The sequence below is a fragment of the Alteribacillus sp. YIM 98480 genome, from assembly GCF_009765375.1.
In the GTDB taxonomy this organism is placed as follows: Bacteria; Bacillota; Bacilli; order Bacillales; family Marinococcaceae; genus Alteribacillus.
Map to the genome: position 1 here is coordinate 1 of NZ_VTOK01000021.1, position 19,018 is coordinate 19,018.

Here is a 19,018-nt window from a genome sequence, read left to right on the forward strand (position 1 = left end):
GCTCGACTTGCATGTATTAGGCACGCCGCCAGCGTTCGTCCTGAGCCAGGATCAAACTCTCCAATAAACTGGTTTGTTTGATACAAGCTGTATCTTACATAATCATTAAAGAAATTAACAGACGCTTGACTTTCATTCAATTTTCAAAGGACAACTTGGCGCTGTCTTTCAAAGCGGCAAGTAATATCATAACAAGTTGCCAAAACGATGTCAACAACTTTTATAATATTTTTTATGAGTTTTTTAAAATCTGTTCGCTCTTTTCAGCGACAAATAATAATTTAACATTCGTGATAAAAAAGTGCAATAGTTTATTCAAAAAAAAATAAATTTAATTGCTTTTGTTTTTTGTTTGTTTATAATCACGGATTTCCTATTGTAACTTCTTTACGGTAAATGTCAATAACAATTTTTATAATAGAACTTCACATAAGAATGAAAAGGTCCACGGCAACAAGCATGACTACCCCTGGAATACCAAGCAACCCTGAAACCATTACTGTAAAGGCATTGATAGGAAGATGATAACCAACAGCACTTCCAAAAGCATTTAGAAAAAACAAAGCCAGCGCTCCTATAATTAAGCGAACAAAAATTCCACCGGTCCATCTAAACGCCTTCATCCCGCCACCCAGCAACAAGAACAAACAAACACCGACACCTGCTATTGAGATGTAAAGTATTGGATCCATGTTTTCCCTCCTGCAGCATAATTAACACTAAATATTTATTTTCATCACATATATATGTACAAGCTGATGGATTATCCTTAAGAAAAGAAAAAACTGCTCGGAATCTCCGAAGCAGCTTGAGTCATTACATATTTTGCTCACTATTTAATTTACGGTAACGAGCCTCTTTTAATAAAAACATATATTTCGCCCTCTTCTTTTTTAGATCCGCTTGAATTTCTTGTGAGGGCTCTACACTATTGGCTACGATGTATTCATAACGGTCGAGTTCTTGTTTTACTGCATAAATGATTTGAGCCAATCGCTCGTTTTCTGCCTTTCGTATCGTTTTTTTTCGAAAAAGCAAGTGATTCCACCACCCTAAAGTTCTCTTCTCCCCTCAATAGCTTTTGAGAGCGTCACTTCATCGGCATACTCTAAATCTCCTCCAATTGGGAGACCGTGCGCTATACGGGTTACCTTAATACCGGTGGGTTTGATCAAACGGGAAATGTACATGGCCGTTGCTTCTCCCTCAATCGTAGGATTGGTCGCAACAATTACTTCTTGAATCTCGTCATTCTGAAGGCGTTTAATTAACTCAGGTATTTTAATATCTTCCGGTCCAACACCATCCATTGGTGATATAGCACCATGCAGAACATGATATAAACCAGAGTATTCACGCATTTTTTCCATGGCTATAACATCTTTTGAGTCCTGCACGACACAAACCACGGACTGATCCCGCTGTTGATCTTCACAAATTCTGCAAGGATCAATGTCTGTTATATGATGACACACAGAACAATATGTTAAATCCCGTTTAGCATTTACTAGTGATTTAGCAAAATCTAAAACGTCCTCTTCTTTCATATCAAGAACGTAAAAAGCCAGGCGGCTCGCCGTTTTGGGGCCAATACCCGGCAATTTCATAAATCCTTCTATTAACTTTGATATAGGCGTTGGATATTGCACCGCATCCTCCTCCTAAAACATTCCTGGGATGTTCATTCCTTTGGTGAACTTACCTAAATCTTGTTCTGCGAGCTCATCCACTTTCTTCAACGCTTCATTCATTGCAGCAAGAATAAGGTCTTGGAGCATTTCCACGTCTTCTGGGTCCACTACGTCCTCATCAATTTCAATGTCAACAATACGTTTATCTCCAGCAGCTGTAACTTTAACAGCACCGCCTCCTGCTGTAGCTTCAACCGTCTTTTCTTTTAATTCTTCCTGTGCTTTTTGCATCTGCTTTTGCATTTTTTGCATTTGCTTCATCATATTACCCATGTTTTTCATTTTAAGAGCCTCCATTTTTGAATTAATTACACTTTATTACTTTTCTTTTATTTCTACTAATTCAGGACCGACTAATTTAATGGCTTCATCGATAACAGGGTCCTTGCTTTTTTCCTCAGATGAAGAAGTTTCCTCTGTTGATTGCTGTATTTTCTTAAAGCCTTCTTTTATTTTCTCCCACTGCCCAGAAATAATGGTTAAAGGCTGTAACGTTTTCCCGCATACTCCTTCTAAAGCTTCTTGTACTAAAGATCGGAACTTTGTGTCCACCATATTTCTATGCATTTCATTTTGAAAGGACAGTAAGACGGTTTCTCCATCTGAGACTACAGGCTTTGCGTCACTTAACCATGCATGCGCTGGCACACTTTGCTGTTTCACTCGTTTCATCACATCAGGCCAGCTGCTAGTAACGAATTGAAGCTCTTGTTTTGTCGCCCCTTCAAGAATAGCTTTTATTTTTCCTTCTCCTTCAAGACCGGTTGCTATCGTTTTGGATGTTTGTTCACGGGCGGCCTTACTCTTTTGAATCGTCTCGGTAACAGCTGTACTTTCTTGAGTGTTCGGCGGAGGCTGTTTCCATTTTTTCACTTCTTGCTCTAATTGAGCAATTTTCCCTCTAAGATCAGCCACTTCCCCCGATACTTCAGCCGTTTCAGAAGATGAACTTTTCGGCGTATGACATATATTAATGAGAGCCATCTCAAGAAAAATCTTAGGATGACTTGCCCACTTCATCTCTTGATGATATTCATTTAAGCCGTTGATCACATCATACAGCCATGACATTTCAGTGTTCGCTGCTAAATCCTTGAAAGATTCATCAACCGAAACGCGGTCCATAACTTCATCAAGGCGAGGGGCGGTTTTATACAAAAGCATGTCCCGAAAATAGTATATCAAATCTTCCATAAACTGAAGAGGGTCTTTTCCTTCCTGAATCAGTGTATTGGCTGCTTCTACAGCAGGTGCCGTATCTTTTTCTTTTAAAGAATAAACCACTTTCGTTAAAAATTGCTGTGAAACGGTTCCTGTGATGGCTAAAACATTTTCTGCTGTTACCTTTTCTTTTGAAAAAGAGACAGCTTGATCGAGCAGGCTTAAAGCATCTCTCATACCGCCTTCTGCTGAACGAGCAATTAGATGTAAAGCCTCTTCATCTGCTTCCCACCCCTGCTCTTGCATAATGTATTTCATTCTCATAACTAAATCTCTTGCGGTAATTCTTTTGAAATCAAATCGTTGACAACGGGAGATGATGGTTAACGGTATTTTGTGAGGTTCCGTGGTGGCTAAAATAAAAACGGCATGCTTTGGCGGTTCTTCTAGTGTTTTTAAGAGAGCGTTAAATGCACCTGTGGAGAGCATGTGAACTTCGTCTATAATGTATACTTTATATTGAATGTCCCTAGGAGCAGCCATTACATTTTCACGGATATACCTTATCTCATCTACACCATTATTAGAAGCAGCATCAATTTCAATTACGTCTACTACAGAACCATCTGCAATTCCCTGGCAAGCCCGGCATTCATTGCAAGGCTCTCTGACCGGTGCTTGTTCACAATTTATAGCTTTAGCAATAATTTTGGCAGCGCTGGTTTTCCCCGTTCCTCTTGGACCGCTGAATAAGTATGCATGAGAAAACTTTTGCTGTTCTAGAGCATTTTGAAGTGTTTTCGTAATATGTTCTTGTCCTACCACATCTTGCAGGAATCGGGGTCTCCACACTCTATAAAGTGCTTTATAGCTCACTCCCGGGACCTCCTTCCTTCACTTTTTTCATTCTTAATTATACCGATTAAATGGCGAATTTTCAAAGCACAAACTATTCTCTTTCCCCTTATTTTATTCGGATTACATTTTATGAGAGTATGAAAAGCGCAAGCGCCCTGGTCAGCCGCGACAGGACGTTCGCGGTTTTAGCAAAAGTTCCTCTTTATCGTGTACGCCTGAGCGGCTGGGCGCTGAAGCTAGACATGTAAAACGCCAAATATTTATACCCTTTAAAAAAAAGAACAGCCCCATCAGGAGCCGTCCTTCATCATTGTATGTATAAAGCCGTGCACCTTCTGTCGGCAATGCTTCCATGAGCGTTACCCGAGCAGTTAGCTCGGCCCAGGCGACTCTGCGGCACACGAAAGAGTCCGCTTACTGCTGCTTCCTTCCGGACCTGACAGGGTTCACGGGTTTTCGTTGCGCAGAACCCGGACGTCTACACCACTTACTCAGGGCAGACCTCACGGAAACAAAGCCTAAAGAAGGGATTCGGTCCCGCTATAGCGGATTGCGAGTACAGGGCACCGCTACCTCCCCACTTAGCACGGCAAATTCGATAACTTTTTAAGGCGCTTTTTTCAGCGCATTTTTCATTATATCTTTTATAGACAAAGAATGCAATAGTAAATTTAAAAAGATCGCCATTACTTATCTGTCTCTGTAACTAAAGAACATAAATATCGCTGATGTATATATCACTTCTTATTTTTTATCTGCAGTTTGCTCTTGCTGTTGTTCTTTTTTTTCAAGTTCAGCAATTTTTTCCATGATCACATGAGGTGGTGTATGAACGATGTGTTCTATGGGCATGTTCAGCTTTTTAGCCAGTTTCTGAGCTGTTTCAGCAGAAAATTGATTTGGACGCACGTTTTCCCCTCCCACTATTAACATTACTATATTCAATATATCATGGGCGAAAGAGGAATCCAATCCACCAGATTTATTCTTGGTTAAACATTTTATGTCGTTTATTTTTTTTATTTTTACGTATCTGTCGAAAGAAAGTGGTTAAAAGGTTTGAGCATACCTCTTCTAATATTCCGTTAGTGACTTCAGCACGATGATTAAAACGCTCTTCTTCTAGTAAATTCATTAAGGTACCAGCGCAGCCTGCTTTTGGGTCTGCCGCACCGAACACAACATGTGGAATTCGCGACTGCACAATAGCCCCCGCACACATAGGACATGGTTCTAGTGTTACGTACAACGTACAATTTTCAAGACGCCAGCTCCCTATGTATTCACATGCTTGTTGAATAGCTATCAATTCTGCATGCGCTGCTGACTGCTGTTTCGTTTCTCTTTGGTTATATCCCGCCCCAATTACAATGCCATCGTGAACAATGACGCAGCCAATAGGGACTTCGTCTTTTTCTTGAGCCTTGTATGCTTGTTCTACTGCAAACTGCATCCATTTTTCATGTGGAGTCTTCATCATTTTAACACCCCGGAAATAAAATCATCTATTTGACTTTGTATTACTGCTTTAAAAACTTTGTCGTTACCAATAAAATGAAAATAGTAGTGATAGTCAAAACCATAAGGTGCACTTCATTCATACGATTTGCTTGTACTGCATCGTAGATATCAATAGATAATGTTTGCGTTTTAACAGGAATATTACCTGCCACCATTAAGGTTGCTCCAAATTCTCCTTCGGCCGGGCAAAACACTACCCCAGCAATAATTCCTTTTGTAGAAAAAATCCTTTATCGCCTCCCCTCCGAAATGGCTGGTTCCTCAAAATCGACACAAAAAACCTCCTAGATTTCCTAGGAGGCACTAATATTATTGTTTATATACAACTGTGTTATTTATTGACATAAATAATAAGTATGGCGGAGGAGGAGGGATTCGAACCCCCGCGGGCCGTGAAGCCCCTGGCGGTTTTCAAGACCGCTCCCTTCAGCCAGACTTGGGTACTCCTCCGTGTGAAATATGTATTTTTTCGCTGACAAAGACTATAATAGCACAACCCCAATAACGAAGCAAGTATCTTTTCTAAAAAAAATAAAGAAATTTTTCAAACAGCAATGCCAAACCCAAATGGCGGAACTCTTAGTTTTTGTTATACATTGTGCTTTAATAAAGTTAAACGTTCCTAACGCATAAGTTAAGCCTGCTGCCATTTTATTATTTATTGCTTTTCGGGTCAAATGCATCACGAAGACCGTCACCAATAAAGTTAATAGCCAGCACAGTCAATAAAATAGCCAGCCCTGGCGGTACCCATGCTTCTGGAGCGCCTGTTAATACTCTCATGCTCCTTGCTTCATTAACCATATTTCCCCATGTAGGTGTAGGCTGCGGTATGCCAAAACCAACGAAGCTTAGTGCTGATTCAAGTATTATCATAGAAGCCATCAATATCGTTGCGTTAACAATAATGGGACCAACAGCATTTGGTAAAAAGTGTTTCGTAATGATACGCCAATCTGAACATCCTGCTGATCTCGCACTTAAAATAAAATCCATTTCTCTTAATGATAAAAACGTACCACGTAAAATTCTCGTTGTATTGGGCCAATTAGTTGCAGCGATAACCAACACAAATAGTGGGATCGTTATATTTTGAATAATTGCAATGATGGTTAATACAAATAAAAGAAAAGGAAGAGTTAAAACAATATCTGCCGCACGCATAATAATCCCGTCTACTAATCCACCGTAGTATCCAGCAAGCGATCCTAGAATCACCCCAACAATAATGACACAGAACATGGACAAAAAACCAATAAGAAGTGTAACGCGTGATCCGTAAACGAACCTTGCAAAATTATCTCTTCCTGAACTATCCGTGCCTAGCCAATTTTCCGCATTAGGCCGAGCCATCACATTTAATAAATCATGTTTGGTAGGATCATGCGTCGTCAAAAACGGAGCAAAAATTGCAATAAATGTAAAAAAAACAAGAATAATAATACCTATAAGAGCTAGTTTATTTTTTAGAAACCGTTTCGTGGCCAATGTAAGCAGGCTGTGTCCCTTTTGCATTTTATAAGGAGCATGTTCCATAAGCTCCCTCCTAATCGTATCGAATTCTCGGATCAACCACGGCATAACAGATATCAGCTAGAAGATTTCCGACTAAAATGGTTACCGAGAGAATAAGATTTATTCCCATGATAACAGGATAATCCCGATTAATGATTGAATCTAGAAACAACGTACCAAGACCAGGATAATTAAATACAGCTTCAGTAATAACTGCTCCGCTTAATAGCATGCCAAATTCAAATCCGAGCAGGGTAATTACAGGGATAAGGGCATTACGCAGCGTATGCTTGTATAATACACTTCTATTTCCCATTCCTTTAGCTTTTACTGCTCGAATAAAATCGCTCGTCATCACATCGAGCATCTCGCTTCGTATGTACCTCATATAAATAGCTGTACTGGCTAATCCAAGCGTAGTACCTGGCAGAATCAAATGTCTTATTTTATCAAAAAAATAATCAAATCCTGACAATCCTACGGTTGAGACAGAGCCCTGTGATGGAAACCACCCTAGTTGAAAAGCAAAAACATAAATTAGCAGGAGACCAGCAAAAAAATTAGGTATTGCAAGTCCTAAAAATGCAAACGTAGTAGCTCCATAATCTAAAAGAGAATATGGTTTTCTAGCCGAATAGATACCGATAGGCAATGCAACTATTATAGTAAAAAGTAAAGAAAAGACAGATAAGTATAACGTATTATCTATCCTCGATAGAATCAACCCTTCTACGGTGCGGCTATTATAGTTGATAGAGTTTCCTAACTCCCCTTTCGCCACAGAACCGAGCCAATCAAAGTACTGCACATAAAAGGGATCATTTATCCCTAAAGCTTCACGTCGTTGATCCAACACTTCAGCATCCACCGCTGGGTCTATACGTTCTCCTGTGAGCGGATCACCTGGTGCAATAAAAGCAAGCATAAACACAATAAATGAAACAGCAATCAACATAGGAATAAAAAGAAGGATCCTTCGTATAACGTATATGTACATAATTTCTTTTCCTCCTTTTTAAGAACATCAGAAATGATGTTAAAATCCTCACATTATTAGGCGTACGGCCGTATTTCAGCCATACGCCCCCTTTGTTTTAGATTATTGTTCCAACCACCATTCGTGGGAATTATCCACGATTGTGTGAGGTTTTTTTGTAATACCATGTAAACTGCTGTTGTGAGCAAATACATTGTTCTCGGAATAAAGCGGGATTTCAGGAAGCTCTTCAGAAAATAACGCTGCCCATTCTGCATACTTTTTTTCTCTATACTCCAAATCGAATGCTTCAGGCGCCTGTTTTGCTTCTTGAATAAGTTTATCGCTTTCTTCATTATCCCAACGCAAATAATTATAAGCGGATTCAGACTCATGAAGAGGAGCCGGATCCGGATCACCAGAAGCAAGGCCCCACCCTGCCAAATACATGTCCCAATCGGTATTATTTTTTTCAAGTTCTACAAAGTGAGCAGATGCATCACGAGGATTGCGCAGATCAACCTTTAATCCTACATTTTCCAGGTTGTCTTTAATTATCGGAGCAGTATCTTCACGCACTTTGTTTCCTGTAGGATAATCAAGATTTAACACAAACTCTTCTCCCTCCGGATTTTCGCGGAATCCGTCCTCGTTTGTGTCTTCATATCCTGCTTTATCAAGAAGTTCATTTGCCTTGTCTTCACTGTGTTCATATTGATGCACAGCATCCGAATCATAAGCCCAGGATGCTTCTGGGAAAGGAGCATTTAGAACTTGACCGCTTCCATACAACAGCCCTTCAATGATGCCTTCCCGATTAATGGCATGTGCGATAGCTTGACGAAGTTCTTTATCCTGCACTTTGTCGTTTTGCTCCCATGTGCTTTTATCTGTTACAGAATCATTTGGTCCACGATGATGTCGAAAGCCAAGATACTGATACCCTAGGTCTTGCTGTTCAAACATTGTAATATGTTCCATTTGTTCGACCGTTTCTATATCTGCTTTTGGCACACCGCCAGGATCTTTCACTAAGTCAAGCTCTCCATTTTCAAGCATTCCAGTCATAATTTCTTGATCAATTACCTGCCACTGTATCCTATCGAGATAAGGTTCTCCTTTCCAATACTCCTCATGTTTTTCTAAAATGTACTGCTCTCCATCCTCCATCTCAGTTAATTTAAATGGCCCTGTACCTATCACTTCGCCAGCATCCGTGGAGGCAGGATCTTCAGCCATATCTTCGACTGCTATATCAGAAAACACATGTTTAGGAATTATCGGAAAACTTGTATTATAAAGTGCAGTTACATTCGGTTCTTTAAATGTAAAGGTGACCGTATAATCATCTTCGGCTTGAACACCTTCTAATTTATCAGCTTCACCAGCTGTATATTCTTCATATCCTACTAGCTTATTTACAAATTCTGTTCGTAATCCGCCTGAATTAATGTACTCCGGGTCTGCCATAGAGGTAAAAGTAAATACGACGTCATCTGCGGTAAATGGTTCTCCATCATGCCAAGTTACGTCTTCTTCAAGAAAATAAGTAATCTCCGTCTGGTCCTCATTAAACTTCCAATCATGAGCTAATTCCGGGGTGAATTCCAGGTTTTCGTCCTGGGCTACTAAAAAATCATGTGTAAAAGACAATATATTGTTTTCATATGCATCTTCATAAAAAATTGGATTAAATTGTCCTCCCGGCGCTGAATACATTGCGGCTGTAATGGTTCCGCCATGTTGCGGCTCCCCGCTTGGTTCTTCCACCGTTTCTTCTTTTATTTCTGTCGGATCTTCGCCTTCAGCTGCATCTGTCTCTTCTTCTTCGATTGGTTCATCTTCCCCTGTGCAAGCTGAAAGGATAAATCCAAAGGAAAACAGAGAAATGAAAATAAACTGCAAACTTTGCTTTTTCATTTTATTACCCCCTTAATCTTTTCAGTAGAAAAACTTGGCTTTTCCTCCTTTTTTGACGTAAGATTTTCTGTTTTCATCGCTGAACGTCATATTCTGTATATAGATGACAGGCAACATAGTGATCATTACCCATATTTTTTAATTCAGGCCGTTCTATTGTACAACGATTATGTGATTCCGGACATCTAGTGTGAAAAGGACAGCCAGAAGGTGGATTTGATGGACTAGGCATATTTCTTTCGAGCTTTACCTTTTCTCGTTTTCTATCTACACCTGGAACACTTGCAATAAGTGCTTTTGTATAAGGGTGAAGCGGCTCTTTGTACAATGAATGCTTCGGAGCCATCTCTGCAATTCTGCCTAAATACATAACTGCTATTCTGTCACACATGTGTTTTACAACGCTTAGATCATGAGAAATAAATAAATATGTAAGGTTTAACTTTATTTGCAATTCACTCATTAAATGAAGAACTTGCGACTGTACAGAAACATCTAGCAATGAGACAGGTTCATCTCCAATAACTAATGCAGGACGGGGAGAGAGGGCACGGGCAATTCCAATTCTCTGGCGCTGTCCTCCGGAAAACTCATGCGGGTATTTAAACCGAGTGTCTTCACCAAGTCCTACAGTGCCCAGAAGCTCAATGACCCGGTTTTGTCGTTCCTTTTTTGTCAATCTATCATGCAAAATGAGCGGCTCTTCAATTAAATCTCCAACGCTCATTCTAGGGTTAAGTGAACTATACGGATCTTGATATATCATTTGCATGTTCTTTCGATAAGGACGGATTTTTCGTTGAGAATAGCTGGTAATGTCTTTGCCATTAAAAATGATTCTGCCTTCCGTAGGATTAAGCAGTTTTAAAATTAAGCGGCCAAGTGTTGACTTTCCAGATCCTGACTCTCCAACGAGACCAAGTGTTTCACCTTGATAAATGCTTAACGTTACGTCTTCCACTGCCTTTACGTGTCCAATTGTCCTTTTTAAAATGCCGCCTTTCACAGGGAAGTATTTTTTGAGATTTTTCACCTCTACTAATTTATCTTTTGTCTCTGATGATGTAAGAGAATTAGTTTGTGTTTCGCTGTTCATGATTGTCACAGGGTCTAGTCTCCTCCCCTCTATACAGAATACACCGAACCTCGTGATCATTGCTGCTTTCTATTAGTTCAGGTACTGTTTTTGTACAAGCTTCTATAGCATGCTTACATCTTGGTGCAAATCGGCATCCTTTTGGAAAAGCGTGGGAAGGCGGTACCGTTCCTTGAATAGACTCTAGTCTTTCTTGTTCAACTTCTATTCTGGGTACACTTGCTAAAAGTCCAATCGTGTAAGGATGCTTTGGATTACGGAACAATTCTTTCACTGAAGCTTTTTCGACAATTTGGCCGCCATACATCACCATCACTTTATCTGCCGCTTCGGAAACGACTCCAATATCGTGGGTAATCATAAGAACGGCCGAATTTGTTTGATCCTTCAGTTCTGTCATCAGACCAAGAATTTGTGATTGAATGGTAACATCAAGAGCAGTGGTCGGTTCATCTGCAATAATCAGTTTCGGATCACAAGACATAGCGATAGCAATGACTACCCTTTGTACCATTCCTCCTGATAATTGATGGGGATACATCTTTACTATTTGGTCTGCATTGGGCAGACCTGCCATTACTAATAATTCGACAGCTTTTTTGTATGCTTCTTTTTTCTTCATTTTCTTATGTTTTCTTAATGGTTCAGCTATTTGCATACCTATTGTAAACACAGGATTCAAAGAAGAATGAGGATCTTGAAATATCATTCCAATCTCATTGCCTCGCACCTTTTCCATTTGCTTTTCGGAAAGCTTAAGTAATTCTTTTCCCTCAAGCTTAATGGATCCTTCTACAATTTTGCCGGACGGTTCTGGAATAAGTCGCATAATCGACATAGATGTCATACTTTTTCCGCTTCCTGATTCTCCGACTAAGGCTGTTGTTTCTCCTTTATGTATAACAAAGTCCACTCCATCGACCGCTTTCGCTTGCTTCTTGTTTTCAAGTGTAATATAGGTTTTTAATCCATTCACCTCAAGCAGCGGCTCATTTTTCATATACACACCCCGCATATTTATCGTTTCCTGTTTTTACATGATTTTCTATGGGAGTATATAAGAAAACGAATCTTTGTACTGTTTTAATTCGACATTTACATCCGCATTTAAAATTCCGTCAATCTGCGATAATTCTGTATTGACAAATTGGACTAAATCCTCATTATTCCTGAAGTAAGCTTGTATAATTAAATCATGTTTTCCTGAAAAAGCACCTATAAATCGAACTTCTGAATAGGTATTCAAGCATTCAGCTATATCTTCTTGCTTTCCTAATTTTGTCGATAAACCTATAATCGCTTGAACTTTCAGTCCTACTTTGTTTGGATTTGTATGGATAATAAATTCAAACACGTTGTTTTTCAACATTTTATTAATACGTGAACGCACAGTACCTTCACTAACGTCAAGAAAACGAGCTATTTCACTATAAGAACGTTTCCCGTTTTCTTGAAGATAACCTAAAATTAAGAGATCAGTTTGGTCTAAAGTCTTCATATACCTCACTTCATTTCCTTACTATTTTAAGAATCTCTTTGTATTTTTTACGAAAAAAATAGGTATCTAGACTGTTTGTTAATAAATTCGTAAAATACCTGCAATCAAAGTTATTATAAGTAATTATAATATATATTGCAATCCAGTTTTCAGTTTTTTTCGAATCTTTATTTTATATACACTTAAAATTTTCCCATTAAATTCAATCATTTCAACCTATTCCACAAAATCGGGTGCCCTTAAATTTTACAAATACTTAACCGTACAGAAAAAGTAAAAAGAAGGCAGTTATACATACCCGCCTTCTTTTTTCTTCGTTTTATGGCTTTTTGATATATTCTTTGCTGCCCATATAGGATCGTAAAACTTGAGGAATTTTTATACTGCCATCTTCTTGCTGATAATTTTCCATAATAGCAGCAACCGTTCTTCCAATGGCAAGACCAGAACCATTCAATGTATGCACGAATTCCGTCTTAGACTTTTTATCTCTTTTAAAACGTATGTTAGCACGTCGCGCTTGAAAGTCTTCAAAATTACTGCAAGAAGAAATTTCTTTAAAGTCTAGATAGCTTGGAAGCCACACTTCGATATCGTACTTTTTAGCTGCAGTAAATCCAAGATCTCCACTGCACATATTCATAACACGATACGGGAGTTCTAGAAGCTGAAGAACTTTTTCAGCGTGTCCTGTTAATGTTTCTAATTCTTCATAAGAATCTTCTGGTTTTACGAAACGAACAAGCTCCACTTTATTAAATTGATGCTGACGAATTAAACCACGCGTATCTCTTCCTGCAGAACCTGCTTCGGAGCGAAAACAAGCACTGTATGCAGCGTATGCAATCGGTAAATCATCAGCTTGTAAAATTTCATCGCGGTACAAATTTGTTACTGGGACTTCCGCTGTAGGTATTAAAAAGTAATCTTCTTCTTTAATCTGAAAAGCATCTTCTTCAAATTTTGGAAGCTGCCCCGTACCTGTCATACTGTCACGATTAACCATATAAGGAGGGAGCAGTTCTTCATATCCGTGCTCTTCCTCATGTAAGTCCATCATAAAGTTAATTAATGCCCGTTCTAATTTTGCTCCAGCACCCTTATAAAACACAAATCTGCTTCCTGTTACTTTAGAAGCTCTTTCAAAATCCATCATTTGCAATTCATCGGCAAGTTCCCAATGAGCTTTCGCTTCAAAAAGGAAGGAAGGTATTTCACCCCATTGTCGAATTTCTTCATTATCTGTCTCATCTTCTCCGTACGGGACACTTTCATGAGGAATATTTGGAACACGAAGCATGAGATGGTTCAACATTTCTTCCACTTGCTTTAATTCTTCATCTAACGATTTAATGTCAGCTGAAACTTCTTTTGTTTCCTTTATTAAATCATCAGCGTCTTTCTTTTCTCTTTTTAGCTGAGCTACTTGTTGTGAAACTGTATTTCTTCGCTGTTTTAACTCTTCTGTTTTTTGGATAAGCGTTCTGCGTTTTTCGTCTAGTTCTTGAAATTTGTCAATTTCACTGATATTTTCTCCCCGTTTATCCAGCTTTTGTTTTACCTCGTTAAAGTTATTACGAAGTCTTTTTACATCAAGCATAGGAAGTTCCTCCTTTATCTATAATTCCATTAGAGAAGGCGGCTGGCCATACTATGGTGAAGGTGAGTTCACCGATTGTCTTACCTATACATTCATAAAAAAACCCGTCCCTTCTCTCACAGGGACGGGTTTCACCCGCGTTACCACCCAATTTGCAAAGATTTAATCTCTGCCTCTTTGGATCCTGTAACGCGGATGAAACGGAGAGAACTACTTATTTTCACTCTCTCGCTCAGAGCAGGATTCATTGCATTCTGCAGCCGGTTCACACCAACCACCGGCTCTCTGGGTGTCAGAAATGCAATTACTATTGCTCCTCAACGCTTTTTATGTCAATGCCATTGAATCAGCAGCTGCTTCTTTTGATTCTCTTACCATTTGTACAAAATATTGATGAAACCGTGCATCCTCTGTTAATTCAGGATGAAACGAACAAGCCAATAAATGATTCTGTCTGGCAGCGACAATTTCTCCTTCAAACTCGGAAAGAATTTCTACTTCTTTTCCTACTCCGGTAATAAGGGGAGCACGAATAAATACTGCTTCGACATCTTCTCCTACATCTTTGACGGAAATCTTTGTTTCAAAACTTTCCCGCTGCCGGCCAAAAGCATTCCTTTGCACTTCCATATCCATTAATTGCAAGTGGCTTTGTGTTTCACCTTTAATGTCTTCAGCCATTAAAATTAAACCAGCACAAGTACCAAAAATCGGTTTCCCCGCTTCAGAAAACTGGCGAAGCGGTTCAAAAAAGCCATATTTATTAACTAAACGGCGCATAGTTGTACTCTCTCCGCCGGGAAACACTAAACCATCAATTTTTTCCAGTTCTTCCACACGTTTTACTATCTTCACTTCCACATCAGGGGCATGTAAACAGTTAACATGTTCCCGAACAGCACCCTGTAACGCGAGTACTCCTATTTTTAACATGGTTAACCCTCCTTCATGTTAAATTTGTTTATTGAGGGCTCGTTTACCAGCCGCGGTCCTGCATACGTTCGGAAGGCTCAAGATTAGAAATCTCCATACCTTTCATTGCAGTACCAAGACCTTTAGACAGACGTCCAATCAATTCATAATCTTCATAATGAGTTGTTGCTTCTACGATAGCTCGTGCAAATTTATCAGGCTGGTCTGATTTAAATATACCGGAGCCAACAAATACACCGTCTGCTCCTAACTGCATCATCAACGCTGCATCTGACGGAGTAGCTACACCGCCAGCTGCAAAGTTTACGACAGGCAGCCTTCCGTTTTCTTTAATTTCAAGCAGCAATTCATAAGGAGCTCCCAAGTTTTTCGCTTCTGTCATTAATTCATCCTTTGATAATCCAGTGACTTTTTTCACTTGAGACTGCACCATTCTCATATGACGTACAGCTTCTACAATATTTCCTGTCCCTGGCTCGCCTTTTGTTCTAAGCATGGAAGCACCTTCCCCAACACGTCGAAGCGCTTCGCCTAAATCACGGGCGCCGCACACGAAAGGTACAGTATATTCACTTTTATCTAGATGATAAACCTCATCGGCGGGAGTTAATACTTCACTTTCATCAATATAGTCTGCCCCAAGAGCTTCTAAAACTCTCGCCTCCACAATATGACCAATACGTGCCTTAGCCATTACTGGAATAGATACAGCACTCATCACTTCTTCTACAATGGTTGGATCAGCCATGCGAGCTACTCCTCCAGCAGCACGAATATCTGCTGGTACACGCTCTAAAGCCATAACCGCTACAGCTCCAGCTTCTTCTGCAATTTTTGCTTGTTCTGCATTTACAACGTCCATGATGACGCCGCCTTTTTGCATTTCTGCCATTCCACGTTTTACTCTGTCTGTTCCTCTGTCTGCCATCTTTTATTCCTCCCGCATTATCGAAAAATATATTTATTAGTATTGTTTACCTGTAAATCACAAGAATATAGATTGGATTTTATTATGATAATTATTGTAACACTACCTTTTCCGAGAATAAAGTACTATCCTCTTCTTTCCGGTTATTGCTGTTATGCTGTCACCCAATCTTTATTATTATCTGCTTTTAAAATAAACCTCTAACAAAACTGGCTGCATTACTCCACACACTTCCAAAAAAACTGCCAATACCGCGAGCAGTCAATGCTAACCACCCTGCTTTTTCAACATCTTCATCCACGACCAATGGCACTTGGTTGTTATCTGCCATGTTTTCTTGCAAGTAATTATTTCCTTCTTCATCCACTGTTACAGTTCCAACGACTGACCCCGATTCAATTGGTGCTTCTAACTGCCCCTCTTCATCGAGTAATTCTTCATCTAATGACACTACTGTTTTCATATTTTCTGCTTCTCCCTCTTCAACTAACACAGACAAAGATTCACCTGCAGAGACAGTGACTTCATCTTCTTTTCCTTTTGTAACAGGAACTGTTTTTTGTTCTTCAAATTGGGCTCCTTCTGCGACAACTTCTTCAAAAGAGAAATCATCAAATCCATAATCAAGTAATTTAGCCGTTTCTTCAAAACGTGCTTCTCTTGATTCGGTTCGCATAACTACAGATATAAAACGAAGTCCATTTTTTTCAGCTGTTCCAGTAAAAGCATTACCAGCGAGGTCGGTAAAACCAGTTTTTAATCCATCCACACCTTCGTATGGCATGGGTCCCTCTGGAAGCATCCAGTTCCAATTTTGCATTTCTATGTAATCTTCTGTGCCTTCTTTAAATGTTTTTGCCGCAATACTTACTGTGTCAAGCACTTCTGGATAATCATTTAATAAATGGTACGTAAGGACAGCGGTAGCTCTTGCAGACATCATATTTTCAGCATCTGCTTCTGTTCCGTCTGGGTGAGCTCCGTTCATTGATTTATTATTAAGTCCAGTTGAATTAACGAACTCATATTCTTCCAAATCTAATTGTTCTGCTTTTTCATTCATCATATTTACAAAATTGCTTTCTGAACCGGCAACATGTTCTGCTAATGCCACCGTAGCCCCATTCGCAGAATAGATGGCCATTGCTTCATATAACTCTTGGACTGTATATGTTTCATCTTGCCGCAAAGGAACATTAGAAAGTGCCGTATCCAGTGACAGCTGCCGTACCTTATCGCTAATGTCCACTTCTTCATCCCAAGAAATTTCTCCATTATTAACCGCTTCATGAACTAAATACTCTGACATAATTTTAGTCATACTAGCCGGCGGCAAAATCAAATCTATATCGTTTTGATAAACAATTTTTCCAGTTTCTGCTTCTACTAAAATCGCAGAATCTGCTTCTAATTCAGGCTCTGCAGCTGACACTATATGCCCTGTCCCAAATAGAACGCTTAAACATACAGAAAAAATAACACTTTTTTTTATCCAATTCATTCTTTTCAAATTATTGCACCCCCACGGTCTTCTTGCACAAACGATATTTTATCATAGGTAGAAGTAAAAAAATAGATAGACATGAGACCTATTTCCTGTCTCCACCAATATTTCCCGGGAAAGAAAAAAACTGCCTCAAAAGAAGATATTTCTGAGGTGTTGTCTCTCTTAAAAGAAAGACAACAACCTTCTTTATTCAGAAATATCTTTTTGAGACAGTAACTAATTATAGGCTGGTCTTATAAGTTATAGTTAGGAGCTTCCTTAGTTATTTGAACATCGTGGGGGTGACTTTCCCTTAAACCGGCATTGGTAATGCGGGTAAAACGAGCATTTTCTCTGAGGTCTTGCAGGGTTTCCGTTCCGCAGTAACCCATACCTGCACGGATACCCCCAATTAATTGGTGCAAGGTATCAGACAATGGTCCTTTATAAGGGATTCTTCCTTCAATACCCTCAGGCACTAATTTTTGATTATTCTCTTGGAAATAGCGGTCTTTGCTTCCTTGTTCCATCGCTCCCATAGAACCCATACCGCGATACACTTTAAACTGTCTGCCTTGATAAATTTCTGTTTCCCCTGGGCTTTCCGTCACACCAGCTAGTATACTGCCAAGCATCACTGCATGGCCTCCCGCTGCCAATGCTTTAACAATATCACCGGAGTATTTAATACCGCCATCCGCGATGATTGGCGTATCATATTTACTTGCTTCACGAGCGCAATCATATACAGCAGTGATCTGCGGCACTCCTACACCTGCTACAACACGTGTAGTACAAATCGAACCTGGACCGATTCCTACTTTCACCACATCAACACCTGCTTCAATAAGGTCTCTTGTCCCTTCTGCAGTAGCTACATTTCCTGCAATAATGGTTAAGCTGGGATGTGCTTCTCTAATTTCTTTCACTTTATTTAAAACGCCTTGCGAATGACCGTGTGCTGTATCAATAACGATGACATCAACTTCTGCATTAACTAGAGCGTCCACACGCTTTAATGCATCATTTGTTACGCCTACCGCTGCCCCTGCTAATAAACGGCCATGATCATCTTTTGCCGAATGAGGAAATTCAATAACTTTTTCAATATCTTTAATGGTAATAAGACCTTTTAACGTTTGGTCTTTTTCTACAAGAGGAAGTTTCTCTATTTTATGTTCCTGAAGAATTTTTTCTGCTTCCTCTAAAGTGGTTCCAACAGGTGCTGTGACAAGATTGGAACTTGTCATGACATCTTCTATTTTAATGGAATAATCTTCAATAAAACGCAAGTCTCGATTTGTCAAAATACCAACTAGTTTTTGATCTTCATTGACAATAGGCACCCCTGAAATACGGTATTTACCCATTAAATGTTCTGCATCAAACACTTGTCGCTCTGGTGTTAAAAAGAAAGGATCTGTAATTACACCGCTTTCTGAACGTTTTACCTGATCTACCATCTCAGCTTGCTCTTCAATGGACATATTTTTATGAATAATTCCCAATCCGCCTTCTCGAGCAATCGCTATAGCTAGTGAAGCTTCAGTAACGGTATCCATTCCGGCACTAATAATAGGGATATTCAAATTTAATTTCTCAGAAAGAGAGGTTTTCACGGATACGTCACGCGGGTGAATATCTGAGCGGTCCGGAACCAACAGCACATCATCAAATGTCAAGCCTTCTTTAGTAAACTTGTCTTCTCTCACAGTTATTTCATCCTTTCTTTTATGTTTTCTTAGACAAAATTAGTGGACGTGACTAAGTGCTTTTTTCTAGAAAACCACCCGTCATAATTAACTCAACTGTTGTTCAAACTAAAATAAATGATG

The 19,018-nt window shown here is 39.5% G+C and carries 19 protein-coding genes, 1 tRNA gene, 1 rRNA gene, 1 other RNA gene and 1 other annotated feature; all 22 genes read right to left on the bottom strand.

Going from position 1 to position 19,018, the window contains the following annotated elements:
* Positions 1-67: ribosomal RNA gene (locus tag FZF09_RS20065) — 16S ribosomal RNA — on the bottom strand; the annotation flags it as partial.
* 358 nt (positions 68-425) lie between these two features.
* Positions 426-692 (bottom strand): pro-sigmaK processing inhibitor BofA family protein, encoded by a 267-nt coding sequence (locus tag FZF09_RS20070; RefSeq protein WP_158738353.1) that lies wholly within the window; start codon positions 690-692, stop codon positions 426-428.
* 124 nt (positions 693-816) lie between these two features.
* Entirely contained in the window at positions 817-1,038 is a 222-nt protein-coding gene (locus tag FZF09_RS20075) for a YaaL family protein (RefSeq protein WP_158738354.1), read from the bottom strand.
* A 14-nt stretch (positions 1,039-1,052) separates the two neighbouring features.
* The gene (gene recR, locus FZF09_RS20080; RefSeq protein ID WP_158738355.1) at positions 1,053-1,649 is read right to left on the bottom strand and encodes a recombination mediator RecR; all 597 of its coding nucleotides are present in this window, start codon (positions 1,647-1,649) and stop codon (positions 1,053-1,055) included.
* Positions 1,650-1,661: 12 nt separating this feature from the next.
* Positions 1,662-1,973, bottom strand: coding sequence for a YbaB/EbfC family nucleoid-associated protein (locus FZF09_RS20085; RefSeq protein WP_158738356.1), 312 nt, complete (start codon positions 1,971-1,973; stop codon positions 1,662-1,664).
* A gap of 36 nt (positions 1,974-2,009) precedes the next feature.
* Positions 2,010-3,728: a DNA polymerase III subunit gamma/tau gene (dnaX, locus tag FZF09_RS20090; RefSeq protein ID WP_158738357.1), complete on the bottom strand. Its 1,719-nt coding sequence runs from the start codon at positions 3,726-3,728 to the stop codon at positions 2,010-2,012.
* Between the two features lie 306 nt (positions 3,729-4,034).
* Positions 4,035-4,300, bottom strand: an RNA gene (ffs, locus tag FZF09_RS20095) — signal recognition particle sRNA large type.
* Between the two features lie 154 nt (positions 4,301-4,454).
* Entirely contained in the window at positions 4,455-4,619 is a 165-nt protein-coding gene (locus tag FZF09_RS20100; protein WP_158738358.1) for a YycC family protein, read from the bottom strand.
* Between the two features lie 73 nt (positions 4,620-4,692).
* Positions 4,693-5,187, bottom strand: coding sequence for a tRNA adenosine(34) deaminase TadA (tadA, locus tag FZF09_RS20105; RefSeq protein WP_199256835.1), 495 nt, complete (start codon positions 5,185-5,187; stop codon positions 4,693-4,695).
* Positions 5,188-5,230: 43 nt separating this feature from the next.
* Positions 5,231-5,386 (bottom strand): hypothetical protein, encoded by a 156-nt coding sequence (locus FZF09_RS20110; protein WP_199256834.1) that lies wholly within the window; start codon positions 5,384-5,386, stop codon positions 5,231-5,233.
* Positions 5,387-5,588: 202 nt separating this feature from the next.
* A tRNA-Ser gene (locus FZF09_RS20115) sits at positions 5,589-5,681 on the bottom strand.
* A 204-nt stretch (positions 5,682-5,885) separates the two neighbouring features.
* Positions 5,886-6,767: an oligopeptide ABC transporter permease gene (gene opp4C, locus FZF09_RS20120; RefSeq protein ID WP_158738360.1), complete on the bottom strand. Its 882-nt coding sequence runs from the start codon at positions 6,765-6,767 to the stop codon at positions 5,886-5,888.
* A gap of 10 nt (positions 6,768-6,777) precedes the next feature.
* Positions 6,778-7,743, bottom strand: coding sequence for an ABC transporter permease (locus FZF09_RS20125; RefSeq protein WP_158738361.1), 966 nt, complete (start codon positions 7,741-7,743; stop codon positions 6,778-6,780).
* A 102-nt stretch (positions 7,744-7,845) separates the two neighbouring features.
* A complete protein-coding gene (locus tag FZF09_RS20130) occupies positions 7,846-9,642 on the bottom strand; it encodes a peptide-binding protein (protein ID WP_158738362.1) in 1,797 nt (598 codons plus the stop codon).
* Positions 9,643-9,715: 73 nt separating this feature from the next.
* On the bottom strand, positions 9,716-10,738 hold the full coding sequence (locus FZF09_RS20135) for an ABC transporter ATP-binding protein (protein WP_158738396.1): 1,023 nt from the start codon (positions 10,736-10,738) through the stop codon (positions 9,716-9,718).
* Entirely contained in the window at positions 10,716-11,753 is a 1,038-nt protein-coding gene (locus FZF09_RS20140) for an ABC transporter ATP-binding protein (RefSeq protein ID WP_304503075.1), read from the bottom strand. The genes FZF09_RS20135 and FZF09_RS20140 overlap by 23 nt, the downstream gene beginning before the upstream one ends.
* A gap of 30 nt (positions 11,754-11,783) precedes the next feature.
* A complete protein-coding gene (locus FZF09_RS20145) occupies positions 11,784-12,236 on the bottom strand; it encodes an Lrp/AsnC family transcriptional regulator (protein WP_158738363.1) in 453 nt (150 codons plus the stop codon).
* 319 nt (positions 12,237-12,555) lie between these two features.
* A complete protein-coding gene (gene serS / locus FZF09_RS20150; protein ID WP_158738364.1) occupies positions 12,556-13,836 on the bottom strand; it encodes a serine--tRNA ligase in 1,281 nt (426 codons plus the stop codon).
* A gap of 117 nt (positions 13,837-13,953) precedes the next feature.
* Positions 13,954-14,166: a binding site (T-box leader), on the bottom strand.
* Positions 14,164-14,769: a pyridoxal 5'-phosphate synthase glutaminase subunit PdxT gene (gene pdxT / locus FZF09_RS20155; RefSeq protein ID WP_158738365.1), complete on the bottom strand. Its 606-nt coding sequence runs from the start codon at positions 14,767-14,769 to the stop codon at positions 14,164-14,166. It overlaps the preceding feature by 3 nt.
* Before the next feature lie 43 nt (positions 14,770-14,812).
* Entirely contained in the window at positions 14,813-15,697 is an 885-nt protein-coding gene (gene pdxS, locus FZF09_RS20160; RefSeq protein ID WP_091586318.1) for a pyridoxal 5'-phosphate synthase lyase subunit PdxS, read from the bottom strand.
* Positions 15,698-15,884: 187 nt separating this feature from the next.
* A complete protein-coding gene (locus FZF09_RS20165; RefSeq protein WP_158738398.1) occupies positions 15,885-17,198 on the bottom strand; it encodes a D-alanyl-D-alanine carboxypeptidase family protein in 1,314 nt (437 codons plus the stop codon).
* 239 nt (positions 17,199-17,437) lie between these two features.
* The gene (gene guaB, locus FZF09_RS20170) at positions 17,438-18,895 is read right to left on the bottom strand and encodes an IMP dehydrogenase (RefSeq protein WP_158738366.1); all 1,458 of its coding nucleotides are present in this window, start codon (positions 18,893-18,895) and stop codon (positions 17,438-17,440) included.
* Positions 18,896-19,018 lie beyond the last annotated feature (123 nt).

Excerpts from the sequence above, each read along its gene's own strand:
- tadA (WP_199256835.1), bottom strand. The coding sequence starts at position 5,187 with ATGAAGACTCCACATGAAAAATGGATGCAGTTTGCAGTAGAACAAGCA.
- FZF09_RS20135 (WP_158738396.1), bottom strand. The coding sequence starts at position 10,738 with ATGAACAGCGAAACACAAACTAATTCTCTTACATCATCAGAGACAAAA.
- opp4C (WP_158738360.1), bottom strand. The coding sequence starts at position 6,767 with ATGGAACATGCTCCTTATAAAATGCAAAAGGGACACAGCCTGCTTACA.
- FZF09_RS20070 (WP_158738353.1), bottom strand. The coding sequence starts at position 692 with ATGGATCCAATACTTTACATCTCAATAGCAGGTGTCGGTGTTTGTTTG.
- FZF09_RS20140 (WP_304503075.1), bottom strand. The coding sequence starts at position 11,753 with ATGCGGGGTGTGTATATGAAAAATGAGCCGCTGCTTGAGGTGAATGGA.
- pdxS (WP_091586318.1), bottom strand. The coding sequence starts at position 15,697 with ATGGCAGACAGAGGAACAGACAGAGTAAAACGTGGAATGGCAGAAATG.
- FZF09_RS20165 (WP_158738398.1), bottom strand. The coding sequence starts at position 17,198 with ATGAATTGGATAAAAAAAAGTGTTATTTTTTCTGTATGTTTAAGCGTT.
- FZF09_RS20085 (WP_158738356.1), bottom strand. The coding sequence starts at position 1,973 with ATGAAAAACATGGGTAATATGATGAAGCAAATGCAAAAAATGCAAAAG.
- FZF09_RS20130 (WP_158738362.1), bottom strand. The coding sequence starts at position 9,642 with ATGAAAAAGCAAAGTTTGCAGTTTATTTTCATTTCTCTGTTTTCCTTT.
- serS (WP_158738364.1), bottom strand. The coding sequence starts at position 13,836 with ATGCTTGATGTAAAAAGACTTCGTAATAACTTTAACGAGGTAAAACAA.
- FZF09_RS20145 (WP_158738363.1), bottom strand. The coding sequence starts at position 12,236 with ATGAAGACTTTAGACCAAACTGATCTCTTAATTTTAGGTTATCTTCAA.
- pdxT (WP_158738365.1), bottom strand. The coding sequence starts at position 14,769 with ATGTTAAAAATAGGAGTACTCGCGTTACAGGGTGCTGTTCGGGAACAT.
- FZF09_RS20125 (WP_158738361.1), bottom strand. The coding sequence starts at position 7,743 with ATGTACATATACGTTATACGAAGGATCCTTCTTTTTATTCCTATGTTG.
- FZF09_RS20110 (WP_199256834.1), bottom strand. The coding sequence starts at position 5,386 with ATGGTGGCAGGTAATATTCCTGTTAAAACGCAAACATTATCTATTGAT.